The organism is Nonomuraea turkmeniaca (assembly GCF_005889735.1).
GTDB classification, from domain to species: Bacteria; Actinomycetota; Actinomycetes; order Streptosporangiales; family Streptosporangiaceae; genus Nonomuraea; species Nonomuraea turkmeniaca.
The window spans coordinates 1-17,314 of record NZ_VCKY01000099.1; the positions used below are offsets into that span (position 1 = coordinate 1).

General features: G+C 66.0%; 21 protein-coding genes. 10 read left to right on the top strand and 11 right to left on the bottom strand.

Translation table 11 applies throughout. The annotated features are described in order from the left end of the window. Positions 1-54: 54 nt before the first annotated feature. Positions 55-639 carry a hemerythrin domain-containing protein gene (locus ETD86_RS26875; RefSeq protein ID WP_246148245.1) on the bottom strand — a complete coding sequence of 195 codons (585 nt, stop codon included), beginning with the start codon at positions 637-639 and terminating at the stop codon, positions 55-57. Positions 640-828: 189 nt separating this feature from the next. Here ETD86_RS26875 and ETD86_RS26880 point away from each other — a divergent pair, with 189 nt between their 5' ends. Together ETD86_RS26880 and ETD86_RS26885 are read left to right on the top strand one after the other, a co-directional pair. After that, the gene (locus tag ETD86_RS26880; protein ID WP_138668945.1) at positions 829-2,031 is read left to right on the top strand and encodes a hypothetical protein; all 1,203 of its coding nucleotides are present in this window, start codon (positions 829-831) and stop codon (positions 2,029-2,031) included. A gap of 800 nt (positions 2,032-2,831) precedes the next feature. Further along, positions 2,832-3,053 (top strand): DUF2795 domain-containing protein, encoded by a 222-nt coding sequence (locus tag ETD86_RS26885; RefSeq protein ID WP_170223286.1) that lies wholly within the window; start codon positions 2,832-2,834, stop codon positions 3,051-3,053. Positions 3,054-3,441: 388 nt separating this feature from the next. Here the strand turns inward: ETD86_RS26885 and ETD86_RS26890 are convergent, their stop codons facing one another. Further along, the gene (locus ETD86_RS26890; RefSeq protein WP_138668947.1) at positions 3,442-3,741 is read right to left on the bottom strand and encodes a Fe-S cluster assembly protein HesB; all 300 of its coding nucleotides are present in this window, start codon (positions 3,739-3,741) and stop codon (positions 3,442-3,444) included. A 336-nt stretch (positions 3,742-4,077) separates the two neighbouring features. On the opposite strand from ETD86_RS26890, the gene ETD86_RS26895 reads away from it, so the two are divergent. The 4 genes from ETD86_RS26895 to ETD86_RS26915 all read left to right on the top strand — a co-directional run bounded on the left by ETD86_RS26895 (position 4,078) and on the right by ETD86_RS26915 (position 9,197). Continuing rightward, positions 4,078-4,563, top strand: a complete 486-nt coding sequence (locus ETD86_RS26895; protein WP_138668948.1) for a DUF2231 domain-containing protein — start codon at positions 4,078-4,080, stop codon at positions 4,561-4,563. A 165-nt stretch (positions 4,564-4,728) separates the two neighbouring features. Further along, positions 4,729-6,003, top strand: a complete 1,275-nt coding sequence (locus ETD86_RS26900) for a cytochrome P450 (protein WP_138668949.1) — start codon at positions 4,729-4,731, stop codon at positions 6,001-6,003. A 962-nt stretch (positions 6,004-6,965) separates the two neighbouring features. Continuing rightward, on the top strand, positions 6,966-7,643 hold the full coding sequence (locus tag ETD86_RS26905; RefSeq protein ID WP_170223287.1) for a YqjF family protein: 678 nt from the start codon (positions 6,966-6,968) through the stop codon (positions 7,641-7,643). Between the two features lie 1,002 nt (positions 7,644-8,645). Beyond that, positions 8,646-9,197 (top strand): hemerythrin domain-containing protein, encoded by a 552-nt coding sequence (locus ETD86_RS26915; RefSeq protein ID WP_138668951.1) that lies wholly within the window; start codon positions 8,646-8,648, stop codon positions 9,195-9,197. A 307-nt stretch (positions 9,198-9,504) separates the two neighbouring features. Here ETD86_RS26915 and ETD86_RS26920 read toward each other — a convergent pair whose 3' ends face one another. The 6 genes from ETD86_RS26920 to ETD86_RS26945 form a co-directional block, all read right to left on the bottom strand. Continuing rightward, positions 9,505-9,711, bottom strand: coding sequence for a hypothetical protein (locus ETD86_RS26920; RefSeq protein ID WP_138668952.1), 207 nt, complete (start codon positions 9,709-9,711; stop codon positions 9,505-9,507). Between the two features lie 506 nt (positions 9,712-10,217). Then, on the bottom strand, positions 10,218-10,622 hold the full coding sequence (locus ETD86_RS26925) for a hypothetical protein (protein WP_138668953.1): 405 nt from the start codon (positions 10,620-10,622) through the stop codon (positions 10,218-10,220). Positions 10,623-10,681: 59 nt separating this feature from the next. Beyond that, the gene (locus ETD86_RS26930; protein ID WP_138668954.1) at positions 10,682-11,530 is read right to left on the bottom strand and encodes a helix-turn-helix domain-containing protein; all 849 of its coding nucleotides are present in this window, start codon (positions 11,528-11,530) and stop codon (positions 10,682-10,684) included. 14 nt (positions 11,531-11,544) lie between these two features. Continuing rightward, a complete protein-coding gene (locus ETD86_RS26935) occupies positions 11,545-12,054 on the bottom strand; it encodes a DUF6879 family protein (RefSeq protein ID WP_138668955.1) in 510 nt (169 codons plus the stop codon). Continuing rightward, positions 12,051-12,302, bottom strand: a complete 252-nt coding sequence (locus ETD86_RS26940) for a hypothetical protein (RefSeq protein WP_138668956.1) — start codon at positions 12,300-12,302, stop codon at positions 12,051-12,053. The genes ETD86_RS26935 and ETD86_RS26940 overlap by 4 nt, the downstream gene beginning before the upstream one ends. 405 nt (positions 12,303-12,707) lie before the next feature. Then, positions 12,708-12,890, bottom strand: a complete 183-nt coding sequence (locus ETD86_RS26945; RefSeq protein WP_138668957.1) for a hypothetical protein — start codon at positions 12,888-12,890, stop codon at positions 12,708-12,710. Positions 12,891-12,896: 6 nt separating this feature from the next. Between ETD86_RS26945 and ETD86_RS55445 the strand changes: the two genes are divergently transcribed. The 3 genes from ETD86_RS55445 to ETD86_RS60185 all read left to right on the top strand — a co-directional run bounded on the left by ETD86_RS55445 (position 12,897) and on the right by ETD86_RS60185 (position 14,935). Continuing rightward, a complete protein-coding gene (locus ETD86_RS55445) occupies positions 12,897-13,046 on the top strand; it encodes a hypothetical protein (protein ID WP_170223288.1) in 150 nt (49 codons plus the stop codon). A 1,014-nt stretch (positions 13,047-14,060) separates the two neighbouring features. Beyond that, positions 14,061-14,600 carry a hypothetical protein gene (locus ETD86_RS26950; protein ID WP_138668958.1) on the top strand — a complete coding sequence of 180 codons (540 nt, stop codon included), beginning with the start codon at positions 14,061-14,063 and terminating at the stop codon, positions 14,598-14,600. Next, positions 14,555-14,935, top strand: a complete 381-nt coding sequence (locus ETD86_RS60185; RefSeq protein ID WP_425465658.1) for a zinc finger domain-containing protein — start codon at positions 14,555-14,557, stop codon at positions 14,933-14,935. The genes ETD86_RS26950 and ETD86_RS60185 overlap by 46 nt, the downstream gene beginning before the upstream one ends. Here the strand turns inward: ETD86_RS60185 and ETD86_RS26955 are convergent. Beyond that, positions 14,922-15,281, bottom strand: a complete 360-nt coding sequence (locus ETD86_RS26955; protein WP_138668959.1) for a DUF4267 domain-containing protein — start codon at positions 15,279-15,281, stop codon at positions 14,922-14,924. The genes ETD86_RS60185 and ETD86_RS26955 overlap by 14 nt on opposite strands. Positions 15,282-15,365: 84 nt before the next feature. On the opposite strand from ETD86_RS26955, the gene ETD86_RS26960 reads away from it, so the two are divergent. Next, positions 15,366-15,944, top strand: coding sequence for a TetR/AcrR family transcriptional regulator (locus tag ETD86_RS26960; protein WP_138668960.1), 579 nt, complete (start codon positions 15,366-15,368; stop codon positions 15,942-15,944). 20 nt (positions 15,945-15,964) lie between these two features. Here ETD86_RS26960 and ETD86_RS55450 read toward each other — a convergent pair whose 3' ends face one another. Beyond that, positions 15,965-16,135, bottom strand: a complete 171-nt coding sequence (locus tag ETD86_RS55450) for a hypothetical protein (protein WP_170223289.1) — start codon at positions 16,133-16,135, stop codon at positions 15,965-15,967. A gap of 618 nt (positions 16,136-16,753) precedes the next feature. After that, positions 16,754-17,131, bottom strand: coding sequence for a hypothetical protein (locus ETD86_RS26965; protein ID WP_138668961.1), 378 nt, complete (start codon positions 17,129-17,131; stop codon positions 16,754-16,756). Between the last annotated feature and the right edge of the window lie 183 nt (positions 17,132-17,314).

Below are 17,314 nucleotides of genomic sequence, written 5' to 3' on the forward strand. Positions count from 1 at the left end.
CCCCAGGATGGTGCCGGGCAGTCTGATCGCGCTCCGGTTCGCCATCGCGGCCGGTCAGGGGTTCTTGCCCATGGCCTGGCGGATGACGTCGCGGACCCGGTCCATCATCGCGACCGGCGTGCCCACCAGGACGTTCTTGGTCGCCGATTCAGTGCCCGGGTGCGGGTGCGTGGGCGCCATCGCCTCGGCGGCCTTGACCCCGGTGGCCATGCTGCGGCGTTCGGCCTCGCTGGTGTGGCCGCGCAGCTGGGTGAACTCGTAGCGTTCCTCGCTGCGGGCGTGCGCCTCCACGGCGGCGCGCAACATCGCCAGGTTCTGCGTGAAGTCGGGGGCCTCGGGACCCGCCTCGTCCATCCGCATCAGTAGTTCCTTGGCCTCGTTCTCCTCGGCCAGCCGATCCTCGACCACGGCGTCGCCGCCGTCGATCTTGCGGCGCGCGTACGGGTGGACGATCTCCTCCTCGGCGGTCTCGTGCACGGCCAGCAGCCGCACCAGCCGCGTGAACGCCTCGCCGCGCTTGTCGGCCGGCGCCTGCTCGACCTCGTCGAACAGGTCCCTGATCATTGCGTGCTGGGCCAGCAGCAGGTCGATGACGTCCGTCTCGCCCATCGTCTCCGGCCTGGTCTTCTGGTCGGTCATGGCAAAGCCTCCTTCGAGTACGCGGCGTGGCCTACCCGGCAGAAGGCAGGCCACGCCTGCGTACGTGAAGGCCGGCAAGGATCCTTACCGAGTCCAGGGTTGTGAGCGGGAGCGTACAGAGATTGAGCAGGGAAGCGTCGGGTAGGCGGGCACGCCGACATCTTCGACCACGCGAAGGAGCGCACGCACATGACCTTCAATCCACTACGCGAGCGGGGCATCCCGCTGGACAAGCAGCTACGCAACTGGCGAGAGCTGAACGTCGCGCCCATCGACCCGGACCACGCCGATCCGTACACGCGGTGCAGGATCATCACCATGAACGGCATCGAGGTCGAGTCGATCCTGTTCAGTCACCAGCTGGCCCGGCACTGCCCGGACACCGAGCTCAAGCAGCAGCTCGCGCGCGTGCGCTACATCGAGGCCCAGCAGCAGAAGGTCGTCAACTGGCTGCTGCCCGGCCTGGCCTCCGTCTTGGAGACCACCATCGCCTATGAGCAGGTCGCCGTCGACCTGACCGCCTGGGTCGCCCGCATGGAACCGAACTCCTACCTGCAACAGGCCTACCAGTTCGGGGTCCTGGAGGACTTCGACCACCTCTACCGGTATGCCAACCTGTACGAGATGATCGAGCACCGCAAGGCCGAGAAGATCGTCGACGGGCTCACCGAGGTCATGCCGGGCCGCCCCACATACCTTCACCACCGCGACCCGGTGGACAACGTGCGCGAGCCGTACGACAAGAACAACACCGCGCCCATCAGCAAGCTGCACGCGCTCACGATCATGTCGGCCGAGCAGCAGACCATGAACTTCTACATGAACGTCGGCCCCACCTACATGGAGCCCATCGCGCGGCAGCTCTACCAGGAGATCGGGCTCATCGAGGAGGAGCACGTCACCCACTACGAGTCGCTCGTCGACCCGGGCGAGAGCTGGTGGGAGATGCTGCTCAACCACGAGTACAACGAGTGCTACCTCTACCACTCCTTCATGGAGACCGAGTCCGACCCCAAGGTGAAGAACATCTGGGAGTTGCACCTCAACATGGAGCTGGAACATCTGCGGCTGGCCGCCGAGCTGTTCAAGAAGCACGACGGCCGCGACCCCGAGCAGGTGTGCGCGCCCGAACTGCCCACCCCGGTCACCTTCGAGCCGAACAAGGCCTACCTGCGCGAGCTGATCGCCACCCAGATCGACTACACCACCCTCGGCACCGGCTACGTCCAGGAGGCCCACGAACGCTTCGAGAAGATGCAGGAAGCGCTCATGGGCGGCGAGAAGGCGCCGTCCGAGCGCGTCATCGACGACAACCGCGCCAAGTCCGGCCAGGAGTACCGGCTGCAGACCGAGGGCGACCACCCCGTCCACAGCCTGGCGCTCAACCGCTGACTCTCCACCGGAACAGCATCGGCACAGCCAAGGTCGTCCCGCCGCAGTCGGTCATCGGGGCGCAGAGGACGGCCGGACAACTGATGGCCTATCAGGAGATGGCGGGCGAAACGCCATGCAGAATGGCCAGGCAGACAAACGCTGCCCGGCCATTCTGCTTCCTACTTGGCTCCAGGACGGGGAATGCGTTGACGTCCGCGTACGGCACACGGATGCACTGGCGTGGCCGAACGAGATGGGGGCGTGCCGGCCTCGGGTCATGATGCCGAACAGCCCGCCGGAGGCCGAGCCGAAGCCGATATGGGCGATCGCTCCCAGGCAGGAGCCCCTCGCCCCGGTTTGCGGCGGTGTTTGTGACCTGGGAGAGCGCCGCCCACGATGCGCTTCGGCGGATGGTCCGCCATCAGGCCGGCGCGCTGTCCTGCGACCATCACCAAGCTCATCGCGGCAGTGGCAGCAGTCCCGCTGACGACGCCCTGAGCAACGTTGCGCATCAAGGTGACCCGGCTTCCTCTCCTCTTCTTCCGAAACGAAGGCGTCCGTTAACAAGTGGGGCTTTGTCACCTATCCCACCATCTGCCCCATTGCGGCCGACGATCAGACTTTCTGGACTGCGCCGTGCAATCAGCCGAGAGAACGCCCACCTCGTTGTCATACGACTCGAGAATGCTTCGTCGCCGGATTTGGGGTAGCAGATTCACTTCGGACGCCGGTGACGAAAGGGGCTGGAAGCCATGGATCAAGGCCACGATGATCGTGATGGACGCGCCGCGGGGCGCGAGCCAGGTTCACCGGAGGGGATGAGCGCGCAGGACGTTGACCGCCGGAGCGACCTGGCTCGGTGGATCAGCGGCGTACACGCCTTCCCGGCTGACCGCGGGACGCTGCTGGAGCGCGCCCAGTCTCAGTCCGCCCCCGAGGGGGTGCTGTCCGCCCTACGATCCCTGCCTGATCGGACCTTCGACAACGTCGAGGACGTTGCACACGAGCTCGGCATCGGTGGCAATGAGCAACACGACTGACCTGCCCGCCGCTGGCCGTGGAGCTCAGAACCGGACCGTCAAGCCACTCATGCTTCCACCGCACGGCCAGCACATCGTGCTGCCGCAGTTCTACGGCAACAGACGCCGCCGACGGACAGCGTGGCTCCGGTGATGCAGGAGGCCGCGGGACGGGCCAGGAGCGCCGGCGGCGGCGACCTCTCGAGCATCGCCCGCCCTGGCCCGTCCTTGGCCGCGCAGATCGACAGCACCGGCTCGGCGCTGCCGTGCATTTGTTGGCCGGCACACGGAGCCGAGTGCTGTACCGCCGCCTCCCTGCCTGACCCCTTCACCCGATGCGCGGCGGCTCAGGCGTCAAACGTGATCGGGAACCCGACTCTCCCCCTCACCGATCGCCAGATAGCCCTCCCTATAGATCATGGGTTTGACGAACTATCCGGAAGATAGGCCTGTCTTCCTCAGCGATCTCTGCGTCCAGGGTCTTGTCTTCCAGGATTGAGGCGGCGGCCGGTTCCAGGTACACCCGAGCGCCCTCTGCTTCGAGCACTTGATCGTCGGGGTGCGGCCCACCCGAGATCGACAGTTCAAGGGATGCGGCGGGACCGTCGCCTGACGACGATGCAATGCGTAGCCCGGTGTCCGGCGGCGTTTCCGGCTGCGACGTCAGGTCGCGGATTGCGGCGACCGCGTCTGCGGTCAGCGTAAGCACGGTGACTCCTCGGTTGGCGAAACTCTGTGATCGTGTGAGGAGCAGTGGCGACCTTCCTTCCGGGAGATGAGGCCAGGGGCGACGCTTTGTCGTTCGCCCTGAAGCGCTTGCCCGGACCGGGGTAGCAAATAACCCCAATAGTCATCAAATACTCCTAAGTCATGCATTGTGGACACGGACGAACGCGAGCCAGGGACCCGCTGCAGCTCTGTTCAGCCGCCACAAGTCTCATGGCATGAATTTTGGCTGCCGGGGGTGGCACCCGGCCTGCGAAGGAGTGACGGGATCGTCCCCGGGTAGCTGCTTGCATGCCTGTCCGCCCTACCAAGGAGCGTCATGGACAGCAAGGCCAAGGCATTGGGACACCCGGTGCACCCGATGCTCATCGTCTTTCCGCTAGGACTGCTGGTCACAGCGGCGATCTTCGACATCCTCCACCTGATCACGGGCGGATCCGGCTTTCCGGTAGCCGCCGCCTATGCCATCGCGGCCGGGATCATCGGCGGCCTCGTCGCGGGCGTGTTCGGCCTCATCGACTGGGTGGCCATTCCAGCACGGAGCAGGGCCAAACGAATCGGCACTCTCCACGGGATCGGCAATGTAGTTGTCCTGTTGCTCTTCGCCGCCAGCTGGCTGCTGCGGACCGCCACCGACTGGGTTCCCACCATCCCGGCGCTGATCTTGAGCTTCGCCGGGGTGCTCCTGGGCGCGGTGACCGGCTGGCTGGGCGGTGAACTGGTGGATCGCCTCGGCGTCGGCGTGGACGAAGGCGCGCACGTCAATGCCCCCAGCTCACTGTCCGGCGGACCTGCCACCCGCTGAGTGCAGATGTCGGCGTCCACCTTGGGAAGCGATCCCCGTCGGTCGAACGACAACCCGGTCTGCTCGTCACCCAGTCACCGGGAAACGCACCGGTGAGGCCACCAGATCCGGTACGGACGGAGGGCGGCGGTTTCGCCCGTGAACCCCAGGGCAGGGTCGGACCTCATGCTGGTGCTGGATGACACGCTTTTCCTGCTGCTCGAAGGCTACGGTTGGCTGCCCGCCCTGCGGCGGCGCGCCTCCGGCGGGGTGGCGCACACACGGCTCATGGGCCGGCGAGCGGTGGTGCTGTGCGGGCCGGAGGCGGCCCGCTTCTTCTACGACGAAGACCACGTCCGCCGGCACACGGCGGTGCCCGAGCCCGTCAAGAGCACCTTGGTCGGGCACGGAGCAGTGCACGCCCTGGACGGCATCGACCACCGCGTACGCAAGGCGATGTTCCTGTCGCTGCTGACCGGCGAGGGTGTCGACTCTCTGGTCGCCCAGACCACCGCAGCCTGGGACGAGGCGGTCGACGCCTGGGCCGACGGGCGGCAGGTCGTGCTCTTCGACGAGGTGGCCAAGGTCCTGACCCGAGGCGTGTGCCGGTGGGCCGGCATCCCGCTGGACGACGCCGACGTGCCCGCCCTGGCATCGGACCTCACAGCCATGGTGGACGGGTTCGGCAGTGCCGGGCCCCGGCATTGGCGGGCCCGGCTGGCCCGCATCCGACGCGAGGCCTGGCTGACCCACCTCGTGCGGCAGGTGCGGGACGGCACCACAACCGCGGCGGCGGGCTCGGTGCTCGACGTGATCATCGGTCACCGCGACGCCGACGGCAAGCAGCTGGATTCTCGCGCGGCTGCGGTCGAATTGCTCAACGTCATCCGCCCGACCGTGGCTGTGTGCTGGTACGTGGCGTTCGCCGCCCACGCTTTGCACCGCTGGCCCCACCATCGCGACGCGCTCCGCGAGGGCGAGGCGGCCTACGCCGAGGCGTTCGCGCACGAGATTCGTCGTTTCTATCCGTTCGCGCCGTTCGTTGCCGGCAAGGCGGTCCGCGACCTGTCCTGGGCTGGGGAGCACATTTTCGCGGGCTGTCTGGTGCTGCTCGACGTCTACGGACAACATCACGACCCCGAGCTGTGGGAAGAGCCCTACACCTTCGACCCCAAGCGGTTCGTCGGCCGCGAGATCGACGCCTTCGAGCTGATCCCCCAGGGTGGCGGCGACCCCAACACCGGCCACCGCTGCCCAGGAGAGGACATCACGGCCACGCTGCTGCAGGCGTTGGCGGTGCGGCTCGCCCGATTGGACTACGACGTCCCCCACCAGGACCTGACCATCTCGCTACGACGCGTTCCCACCCGCCCAGCCAGCGGCTTCCTCCTGGCCGCGCCCCCATCCCGCGATCAAGCAACCGCCGGCGCCGTCCCTTCACCGCTGAAAATGTGCACCTGATCGCCGAGCCTGCCGTCGCCCAGAGACGAGGCAGATCACCTCTCCACGTCGTTCAGCCCGGGCATCTGAGCCGCATCGATGTCGGCGGGCGGGCGCAACAGCCGTACCAACTGCCGGTAGCGGCCATGCTCCACTCGTAGTGACCTGCTCCGCAGACGCGCCTCGACGTCTTCGGCAGGCGGCGTGTGGACCTGATGAATTCCCCGCGCCGCAGGCGCTTGACGACGTGACCGCGGCGCAGGCGGTCACGAGGCGGGTCACGGCAACCCGGCCCCACCTATGACCGATGACGGCGGCATCGGACTGCAGCCCAGACAGATCGCGTAGGTGATCAGCCAAACGACCGCAGGTCCGCACGAAGAAAAGAAATCGTGAGGCCTCAGCCGGCAGAACGGCAGGGTATGCGCATCTTCTCGCGGCGCGCCCAGAATCCTCTGCTCAACGGGACAGCGCGGCGTGTGCCCACTGGGCAAGATCGATCACCGCCGCCAGCACGCCCGCGCATCCAGCGCGTCAGCGTCGTCGTAGAGACGGTCGATCAGCCGGATGAAGTCCTCGATGGCGAGCATGCCTTACAAGACGACCACGGAGGCCGCCAGGCGGCATCTGTGCTTCGTGACCGGCGCGCGAACGACCTCAACCGCGTCGATGAGCTGATCGCTGTCTGGCGCGGCTTGTATGCGGTATCTGCGGCCGCAGATCTCGATCCCGCCCGTCGACATGCACATCGTCACACCTCCTGACCTGGGAGGATCTTCTCAGCATGGCAGAGACCGACAGCCAGTGAAGATCTTGGGTGTCGGCGGGGATGAGCTCTGATGAGGATGGCCATGGCACCAGCACGTCCCGGCGGGGTGCCAACCCGAGACCGAACGGGCGTCATGCATGTGAATGCCGGTGCCGCTGCTGGGCAGAGGTGCGGGATGCAAGCGCCACCGTCGCCCCGCGTCACCTTGCCGGTGATGTATCACCAGTGGTCGGAGATGACCTTCATCCACTGGCGCTATCCGGCCGCGAGCGTTCAGGCACTGCTGCCGGACCGCCTGACGGTCGAGACCTTCGACGGAGCGGCGTGGGTGGGACTCACGCCCTTTCTCATGCAAGGGGTACGGGTCCCCGGCACGCCTGCGCTGCCGTGGCTGTCCCAATTCCCCGAGACCAACCTGCGCACGTACGTCCGCGACGAGCGTGACCGCAGCGGGATCTGGTTCCTTTCCTTGGACGCCGGTCTGCTGCCCGCCGCCCTCGGCGGCCGTGGCGGCTATTGGCTGCCCTACTACTGGTCGGACATGTCGGTGGATGCCGAGGACGGTCGGACCGCGTACCGCTGCCGGCGACGCTGGCCGGGACCGTACGGCGCGCGGTGCGACGCGGAGGTGGAGACAGGCGCGCCCCTGGCGGAGAGCGAACGCGACGAGCTGGCGCACTTCCTGACCGCCCGCTACCGGCTGTTCACCCTCGTAGCCGGCCGGCTGGCCGCCGCGGAGGTGGAACACCCTGCGTGGCCGTTGCACCGGGTCCGCCTGATCAGCCTGGAGCAGGACCTCGTCCAGGCCGCGGGACTGACCGCCCCGGAGGGGTCTCCCATCCTGCACGCCTCTCCCGGAGTACCCGTGCGGGTGGGGATGTGGACCTGGTGACCGAGTGCCGGAGGGATCAGCGGCTCAACGCTTCTTCGTGAGGCAGGGGGCCGATGTCGGATCGGCGTCCGTGTTCCCTGGTGGCGTGGCGTGGCGCTGACCGGGGCCGGGACCGCGGACCACGGTGAACACCAGGACCATCCACCCCGCAGCCCCGCACGCGCCATGATCGAGCGCAGCACTCCTACCAAAGCTCCCTGCCCGAGGTGCATGCCCAGACTCACCACCTGGGACGCTCACTCATGCCGGTCAGCCGCTCCAGGACGCGGGCGGGAACGGAGGAGTCGGGGTGCCCGGTCGCCGCGGTTCAGTGCTTTGCGCTGCTCGAAAACATCGTCCTCCTCGTCCTCGCCCGGGTTGCCGTCCGGCGTGACATTAGGCGGGATACCGGCGGGACGCCCTGGCGTGTTCTCGTCCTCCGGAGTCTGAGGTTCATCACCAGCCTTGTCGCTTCCATCACGCTGCCGGCCGTCTGGGCCCTTCGGCTGCGTGGCCATGGTGCCTCCTGATGTGTCTGTTCCGCCACGCCGGCGTGAGCGTCAGGATGAGCGGGAAGCAGTCAGAGCTGCCCGCCATCTTGTCGCCCCCGCCATGCCGCCTCAGCGGCCAGGGTCGTCTGGCCGGAACCCCCTGTCCAAGACTGAGGACTCATCGGTGTGTCGAACCCCGTGCGGAAATTGTCCTGCCCTAAGGCCCGACAGTGAATCGCGGCTGGAGCGAATCTGCCGTTGTCTGATGCTGGTAGGTCCCTGGCGGCGAGGTGAATGGGGTAGCCGGCAACTGTGTTCGGCGGGTGGAACGGTGGTGCCGCCGGGATGCGGGTACGGCCGGCGGTGAGGACCACCCGAGCACCTCGGCGGATGCGCCATGCACCGCCATGTCCCCCGGGCAACATGATCGACGTCATCGCAACGAACCCGTGGCACGACAGGACACTGTGGGCTCGGCCAGCGCCGGTGGCCCGGCACGAATGCCCGCTGGTCCGGTGGGTAGCCGCCACCCATGGATACCGACGTCATCACGCTGATCACCAAGGACCACCGAACCGTGGAGGGCCTCTTCGAACGGCTCAACAAGAAGGAAGGCGACCAGCACGCCACCGTAGTAGAACTGCACGCCCTGCTGATCGCGCACGCGCGCGCCGAGGAGGACGAGGTCTATCCCGACATCGACGCCCACCACAGCCTCGAGGAGCACAAGGAGGCCGAGATCCTGCTTGACGCGCTCGTCCGCGCAGAGCCGGGCACCAAGGAGTTCGACCGCGCGCTGAACAAGCTCATCAAATCGGTCAACCACCACGTCCGGGAAGAGGAGAAAAGGATCCTGCCCGCCATGGCGGAGTCCGTCAGCACGAAGAGGTTGCAGGACCTGGGCAAGGCGTTCAAGAAGCGCCGCGCGGAGGAACTGGACGCGCTCACCCCCAAAGGCCGGCCCGCCCACGGGCCCACAAAGGCCGAGCTGTACGAGCAAGCGCAGAAGGCCGACATTCCCGGACGGTCCCGCATGGGCAAGGAAGAGCTGGTACAGGCGCTGCGAAGCGCCAAGCCCTCATGAGCCCAGCCAGGGACGACGCGTTCCTGGCGGGAGCCCTTTGTGGGTATCACCGTCGGCGCCGCGCGTTCTCGCGGCTTGACGTGGAGGGTGCCCGAACGTGTATGGACCGCCTTCATTGACGTCCCGTCAACACAAGACTCGGCCCTGTCCTTACTATGGTCGACGGGGGCCGCTTCCCTGGCATCGGCGGCTAAGCCGTCATCCGGAACGGCAGCGCCAGGGAAGGAAACGACCAGCCGGTGTCAGCCGGGCAGGGAAGGATCCGACCAGTCGTCAGGTCTGGCATCGGGACACGGGCAGGTGGTCACTACAGCCGCTTCATCCCGTGCAGCTCGACCACGTGGGAGGTGGCCAGAGCGGACGCGTGGTACCGAATGGCGTCCCAGGCGACGAACACGTTGTGGTTCGTCAAGACGGGCACAATGGGATCGATCCCCGGTGCGTACAGGTCCGCCAGCACGCCCGCGCTAGTCCGCCCGGCCACGGTGTGAATGTTGAAGTCTTCGCGGAGCATGGGGCATTCCTCCAGTGCTTTCGGAATGCAGCTCCAGCACGTTGGCGGGGCGTTCGTCCGGCCGCTGTCAGGGCCGGTGCGTCGAACACCGTGCTCGTCAGCGCCCACGGGATCCGCCCCGTCTCCAGGTCGGCAGCCGGGCTGCCGCACACCTGGCACAGCAGCTTGTCCATGCAGCGCCATTGACGCCGCCTGTTCAACTTCCGCATCCGCTCCGGGCCGCGCCGATCCGGCTTGTCGTGCAGGTCCTTCACTCGGCCAAGGAGGACGCCGTGCATCCAATCACGATGGTGGGGCTTGCCGTAGGTCAGCCGGTACTCGTGGTTGTGCCACTCGAAGTAGATCGGATCTTCTCCCAGTTCGTTGGCGTAGGCGATGGTGTACGGGACAGTCGTGTAGCCGCTCGTGCCGGAGCCGACTTCCGGGGGCCTATCGTTCGCCTGGCTCTGTTGCTCGTGGCTAAGCGCCAATCGCCGAGCCATGGCGTCCCTCCGGCATTGCGGTGGTCATGCGGCAACTCCGGCGTTATGCGCTACCAAGATGGCGACACGAGACGGCAGGGACGCCGGTACGACCTCGGTTCGGGTGGCCGGCACCTCGCCCTGGTCGTCGCCGCCCGGCAGCTCGACCATGTAGCTACCTGAGCGGGGGCCGATGGTAACCGTGGCGACCTTCCAACCGGCGTCGGCGTAGATAACGAGCTGTGGCGGATGCCAAAGCGTCTTGGCAGACGGTTCAGGTTTGGTGTCGCACTCGATCACCAACCGCTTGATCAATTGCGCGTTGATGCCTGCGGTTGTCAGATGCTCAAGAACCCGATCCAAGGCCGCATTCTGGGCTGCTGCGTCCTCCTCCGCTATCGGCTGGCCTAGCAGGTCGTCAGCCGATGGTGTCGTGTGTGTGAGAGCCATGCCTCGACGGTAGAAGCCGACGAATCAGGCACTCAACAACCTTGCACGAGTTTGCATGGTTATAGAAAGTCCTGCTTGGCGGCGTGGATGAGGCGCTTGGCGGGAGCGCCGACCACGGCCATGGCCGCCATATCCGCGAAGCCTTTGATGTAGAGCGCGATCTCGCTCGGCTGCGTCACGTTCACTGTGGCGGTCAACAACTCGACCTGTATGAGGTTGTCGTCAAAGATGTTGAACGCCTCAAGCGCCCAGAGCCGACGCGGCGTGGTGACCGGGATGATACCGATCGAGGTTGAGGGCAGCTTGGCCACGGCTAGGAGATGGTCAAGCTGGGCACGCATCACGGACGGATCGCCGATCTGGTGCCGCAGTACCTGCTCCTCTAGCAGGAATTTGAAACGGTATCCGGGCCTGCGGAGAAGTGCATTGCGCGCTATCCGGGCGGCAACAGCGGCTTCCAGGTCATCCGGAGCGTTATGGAAGTTGCCGAACATCTTCAACAACGCCCAAGCGTACTCAGGCGTCTGCAGGAAGCCAGGTACGAGCTGTGAGCAGTACACCCGATGCAGACGCGTGGTCTCGTACAGGGGGACCTTCGACTCCTGGAGCTGCTTGAGCCCAGTGCGGTGGAGCCGCTTCCACTCCACATACATGGATTCTGCTGTTCTCGACATCGAGATCAGATCGTCCACCTGATCCAATGCGCCGCAGACCTGACACCAAGTCCGAAGATCCTCATTGGAGGGCAACGTCTTGGCGTGCAGAAGCCGAGAAGACTTGGACTCATGCCAGTCCGCCGCCTCTGCCAGCGAGCGCCCGTTGTAACCGGCATCACGCATGATCTCGCGAAGTCGTTCAGCGATGGCTAGGCGGACCTGTCGGGCGGACGAATACGGCGAGCTGGGCATGGTCCCTATTCTGCTTATTCGGGCCTGTACTCCGAGTGGTCGATCCCTCGTTGCCACACGGCCTCGAATGCCGCCGTACACAGCTTGATCTGGGCCGGATCGCGGGTCAGTTCCTCGCCAACGTCCTCACCGTTGCCACCGAAGAACCCGAACCTGACAAGGTGCTCGTCGAGCACCCAGAAGTTGTTGCCCGGCAAGGCGAGATCAGACGCTCGACTCCTAGGCAACCATCGGACCTGTTCTCCGGCCGCGATGTTGAGCGGCGACGTGAGCTCGTACTCGTACCGAATGAAATCGGTCACCGGCTCAGACACGATCCTCGCTCGTCGTATGGCCACCCCACGGCCCACCGCCCTGGTTACCTCCTCGCGCCACTCGTGCCAGTAGGCGTCCACGTCGGCGATCCCAGTCTTCTGCCACTCGATGTAGCACGGATCGTCGGGCGTGTAGGTGTCCCGCATCTCCAGATGAATCGCCTCACGCGCGGCGCTGGCCAGCATCTCCGAGAACGTGGGTACGCTCATTCGGCGCAAGCCTCTAGAAGGTACGGGATCATCCGCTTGGGGAGGCGGATGACCTTCTCGCTGTCCGGTAGAGGGCTCCGCTCCCGTAGCTGCGCGAGTTCGGCGGGATCGGTGACCTCCCAGCCTTGCAGCACGATGGAGCCGTCGGCGTCGTCCTTCCACACCATCGGGCAGTTGTTGCCGCCGCTGGTGTCGTCGAGACCGATGAACCGTAGGCCATGACTACCTCCGCCGTTGTGAGTTTGCATGAACTTGCACACGCGAGCTTGAACGGTGGCCGGGGGTCCGTCAAGGGCTTCAGCAAAGACCGGCTCCGGGCATCGCGCGTGCGACTTTGCAGACAACGGCCCTTGCTCACACCTAGACGCTTAGAACGCTGCCGATCTGCGGTGACGCGCCGTTCGGAGTCAACATTTCGTCAACAGAAAAGGGCGGAACAGCACTGATCAAGACGGACGAAGACGAAATATGAGAGGACTCCATATCGCCGTTGGCCTGGCTAAACAGCAAGAACCCGGAGTACCCGTGAGCACTCCGGATTCTCGTCGGCATATCCGTAGGTTCCGGGTTCGAGCCCCGGGCGCCCTACCACTCATCGACCCTTTGACCAGGGGATTTACCTCTCCCCCGAACTCCGCAGGGCCGCCGGAACCTCAGCACGGTGCTCCAGCGTCACCCCGGACCCGCTGCTTTGTCGCCGGTCCGGTGACCTTCTTGCCCCGCACCAAGGCACGCACTGCTAGGTCGTCCGACTCGCGCGCTTTCAGGATCGCCTGGTTCTTCTCGTCGATGCGAGTGAACACCTTCTGCAGGACCGACACCCACAACCTGTCCATGCGGACGTGGGCGAGGACCTCTTCATCGTCGATGTGGAGAAGGAGCGGGCACAGGCAGCCCAGACGAAAGGGGCCGGGGCGCCCGTGGCAGAGGCCGGCGTACCCTCGCCGGACGGGATGCGGACGAGCGCCACGAGCGAGGTGGACGCGGCGTAAAGGAAATCCCGATCCCCGCAATGACCCTTTTCATCCTCCGCCGACAGGCGCCTGGTCACAGCGTGACCGCGAGTTCGGGGATCGCCTGATCAAGTAGTGAAACCCCGGGAGGTCTCAGCTGACGCGATTGTGATAAACCACAGCAATAGCCGCGTCGGCCTCCGCAGCCGAGGGAGGATCGTGAACGGAAAAATTCGGGTAAGCGAAGTCGCCCGAGAGTTGGACATTGGGCCCCACAAGTTTGACCCTGAGTGCACTGCTCTCATCTGGGACGCGCTGGTCAACATAGGAGTGTCTGCTGGTTTGTCGTCCATGCTTGATGCAGAGATGGCGGCCGCACTTAGGGAAGAGTCGGCCAGGTTGGTCAAGTCAAGGCCAGCGGTGCCGGTATCTGACCCGAAGCCTCAAGCCGACGCAACTCCCCGAGCCAGAAGGCCCAGGCCGCCGGATGCCCCTGCAGAGCGAGTGCCTCCTGATGTGCTGCGCGCCGAGGGGCAGGCAGCCAAAGCCTTCAGCGAAGCTCAGCGTGCTGCGCTCCAGGATGAACTCTCCGATACCTCGCGCTTGGAGGGGGAGATCCTCCGAATGTGGGAACGTGTCATGCGGCGGCGGCCTCAGTCTCGTCATGACAGTGTCGCCTGGCTGGCCGGCTCAAGTGGAATGGAGCGCTTCCAGGTGGCCTTTGCGAAGAGTGTCCGCGACTGGATCGCCCATCCGCAGTCCCGTCAGCCTGGCCGAAGCACTCTTGAGGAGGCTCAAGAGCTCCTGCTTGAGATGGAGCGGAAGCTTTCCAACCGACGATAGAGCTCACGAATGACGGTTGGGGCGATGCCCTTGAACGCTCGTATCGACTCTTCGCCCAGAAGGACCACTGAGGCGCCCGGCGCCTGCGTCAGGGCTCGGCGAGGGCGTCGACGGCCAGGTACACCAGCGGCGCCCTCCCTGGCCGGGCGCGGGCGGGATCCGGTTCGGACAGATCGGACCTGGACCAGCAATCCCGAGGAATGCACCCGCATGACTACCAGTGCTCAGCAGCTGATCGAAACGGCACGTCTCGCACCGCTGGCCGGCCCGTTCGACTGGGAACAGGTCGAGCGCCGGCTCGGGGCGCCCGTGCCGCAGGACTACCGCAAGCTTCTCGACGCAGGAGGTGGCGGACTCTGGCTGGACTACTTGAGGCTCCACGTTCCGGCGCCCGGCCCCGGTCTCAAGCACGTCGATCTCGAGCGGTCGGGGCTGGAGTTCGAACAGCTCCAGGACCTGTTCGAGGACGAGGTCGTGGGACCGCCCGACGATCTCGACCCTGATTCCAGGCTGCTGCCCTGGGCCTCGACCGGCACGCGGGTCACGCTCTATTGGCAGGTCTCATCCGAGGCGGCGGCCGATTCGTACCCGATCCGGGTCTCGGACCGGAACGGCGACGTGTGGGAGAGGTACGACCTGCTCACCACCGACCTTCTCCTGGGAATCGTCCAGGGCGAGGTGCACAGTGAGCTGCTCAACGAGTCGTGGATGGAACGCGACGTGCTCTTCAAGCCCTACGCCGACGAGTAGCGCGGTTCGGGCCCTGCCCTGAACCGGTTTTGAGATGTGACCGAGCTCGTGGATCCGGCCGCTGCCGTCGAACGGTCGACTGCCCGATGTGTGAGGCGCCCGCGGGGAGCACCTGCCGGACACGGGGCGGCAAGGTCGCGCCCAAGTACCACACGCCGCGCTTCATGCGGGTGCCGCAGTTGCGTACCGAGTTGGAGGTGCGCACTCCCGCCGAGCGCGGGCCCGGCCGCGTTTGGCAGGCGGGCCCGGCGGTGGACGCTGTGACGCCGGCGGCCGCAGGGAGGCCGACCCGGGTTGGTTATGGCCGGTGCAGTACACGCCTCACACCAGGATGAGAATGGCCGCGACCACCACCATCACCGCGGCGGTGAGGCCGTGGACGCCGAACGCCACCGCCCGCGGACCCCCGTTTCTGAGCACGACGACCATGTCGCCCAGCGGGGCGAACACACTGGCGAGAATCAGCCAGCCGAGCATGTGCTGGTTTCCCGTCACGAGTGCCGGGAGCACGACGAGCCCGGCTGTGATGTCCCGTACGCCCTTGACGGTCAGGTACGCGTTCATGGACACGGGAACCCCGTAGCCCTCCGCCGACGCGACCGGCTGCAGCAGGAAGCGGATGCCGATGAGGATGATCCCGATGGCGATCAGCCCGGCGAGCCAGGTGGCGATGGTGACCATGCCGTCTCCTTCGATCGTTGCTATAAGTATTAGCGACGCTAGCCTAACGCCGCTCGTCTGTATAGCGGCGCTAGAATGTGGAGGGTGTCCACACAACAGCGCAGAGAACGCGAACGCGCCCAGCGCCACGACCTGATCGTCAAGACCGCCCGCAAGCTGGCGGAGTCCGAGGGCTGGGACGCCGTGACCACTCGCCGCCTGGCCGACGAGATCGAGTACAGCCAGCCGGTCCTGTACAGCCACTTCGCCGGCAAGGACGCCATCGTCGCGGCGGTGGCGCTGGAGGGCTTCACGGAACTGGCCGTACGCCTGCGCGCCGCGACCCGGACGGGCGAACCGCGGGCCGCGCTGGAGGGGCTGGCCAGGGCCTACATGGCGTTCGCCGAGGAGAACCCCGCGCTGTACGACGCCATGTTCACGATGGCCGTGGACCTGCCGTTCGGCCAGGACGACACCCCGGAACCGCTCCGGGACGGCTTCCAGGCGCTTTTGTCCGGAGTCGCGCAGTTCGCCGACGGCCGCGACCCGGCGATCCTGACGGAGGTCGCCTGGAGCGCCCTGCACGGACTGATCGTCCTGTCCCGCGGCGGCCGACTCCCCGCCTCAGGCCGCGAGGCCCGCCTGACGCTGCTGCTCGACCAACTCAGCGTCACGCGCTGTTGATCGAATACGCCAGACAACGATCAGGGGAAGATCAGCGAGGGAGTCGGGCCGCCGCATGTCCAGGTCGCGCCCTTGGCGACCTGGTGCTCGGCGAGGCGGTCGATCGCGAGGCGCGCCCTGGTCCGCTCCGGACCGGCCGAATCCCTCGCCTCGCACCTCGCGGTCTTCGCCGCTGAGCGGGCCAGGCTCACCGAACAGATCGTCACCGTGGAATCGACACCCGATCCTGAAGAGGAGCTCGGGGTTGCCCAGCAGGCCGCAACCTCATGCTCAGCCTGGGCGATCGAACCGGCGACTTCCGATTCTTGATCAGAGACCGGGACAGCAGATTCACCGCTCTGTTCGATGAGGTGTTCAAACGGAAGGCATCCGCGTGGTGCTCACTGCTCCACAGGCTCCCGGAAGAACGCGATCACGGAGCGCTGGGTGGGCAGCTACGCCGCGAGATCCTCGACCGGATCCTCGTCATCAACGCCGCGCACCTGCGCACCGTCCTCGCTGAGTACGAGGCCCATTTCAATGAGCCGACTTCGCGCTGGCCGACTGACCACACGTTCACGACGCGTTGGCGCCGTAGAGCTCCCGGTGCCACAGGTCGGCGCAGATACGTTCGATGCCGGCCGTCAGGTGGCGGCGCACGAGGCCACAAAGTGGCTGGTGTGAATGCCTGATCATCTCGCCCACCATCGACGCGGGACAAGCCGAGCAGACCAGGGCCTCGGTTTGGCACCCGTGCCCCTGGCCCGCTTCCCCTTCGGGCGGGACGACGGCAGACGTTGCCGATGATCAGGCGGGCGGCGTGTGTGTCGTCAACGCTCGAAATCACTTCGCAGGTAGCCGTGGAAGAGCGAGAACGGGCTGTACCTTGATCGCTCTTCCTGGTCGAGGAACAGGTGGTCAGCGAGCACGTGGCCGGAGAAGTGGTCGTTTCCGAGAAGGAAGGTCACATCGTCCGAATCGTCGTCGTTCGTGCGCTCGATGTCCACCACGAGCCCGTCCGTCATCGTTGCGGGAAGGTTGATCTGGCGCACGCCCTTGAACAGCAGCTCGATGTGCGGCGCATCCGGCTCGAACTCCGTCCGCAGAACGAGCCCGCTGTGTGAGGGCACGTAGCTCCAGATGCGAAAACGGCGGTTCGGGAAGCGCAGGGGAAAGGAGAGCCGGCCAGGGTAGCGATCGTGACTCACAAAGGAAGCGCACCACGGCCAGGAGAGCCGAAGCAAGAGGTCAACGCGTGATCGTCATGCCATTAGCGTGCCATTAACCCCCGGTGACGAGGGGTCAACCACGGTCACTCACGACCGACCCGACAGTGGCCATGAGCTGGTAACCCGTGCCGCGGTGGCGGTGATCGGTGCAGTTCCCCAGCT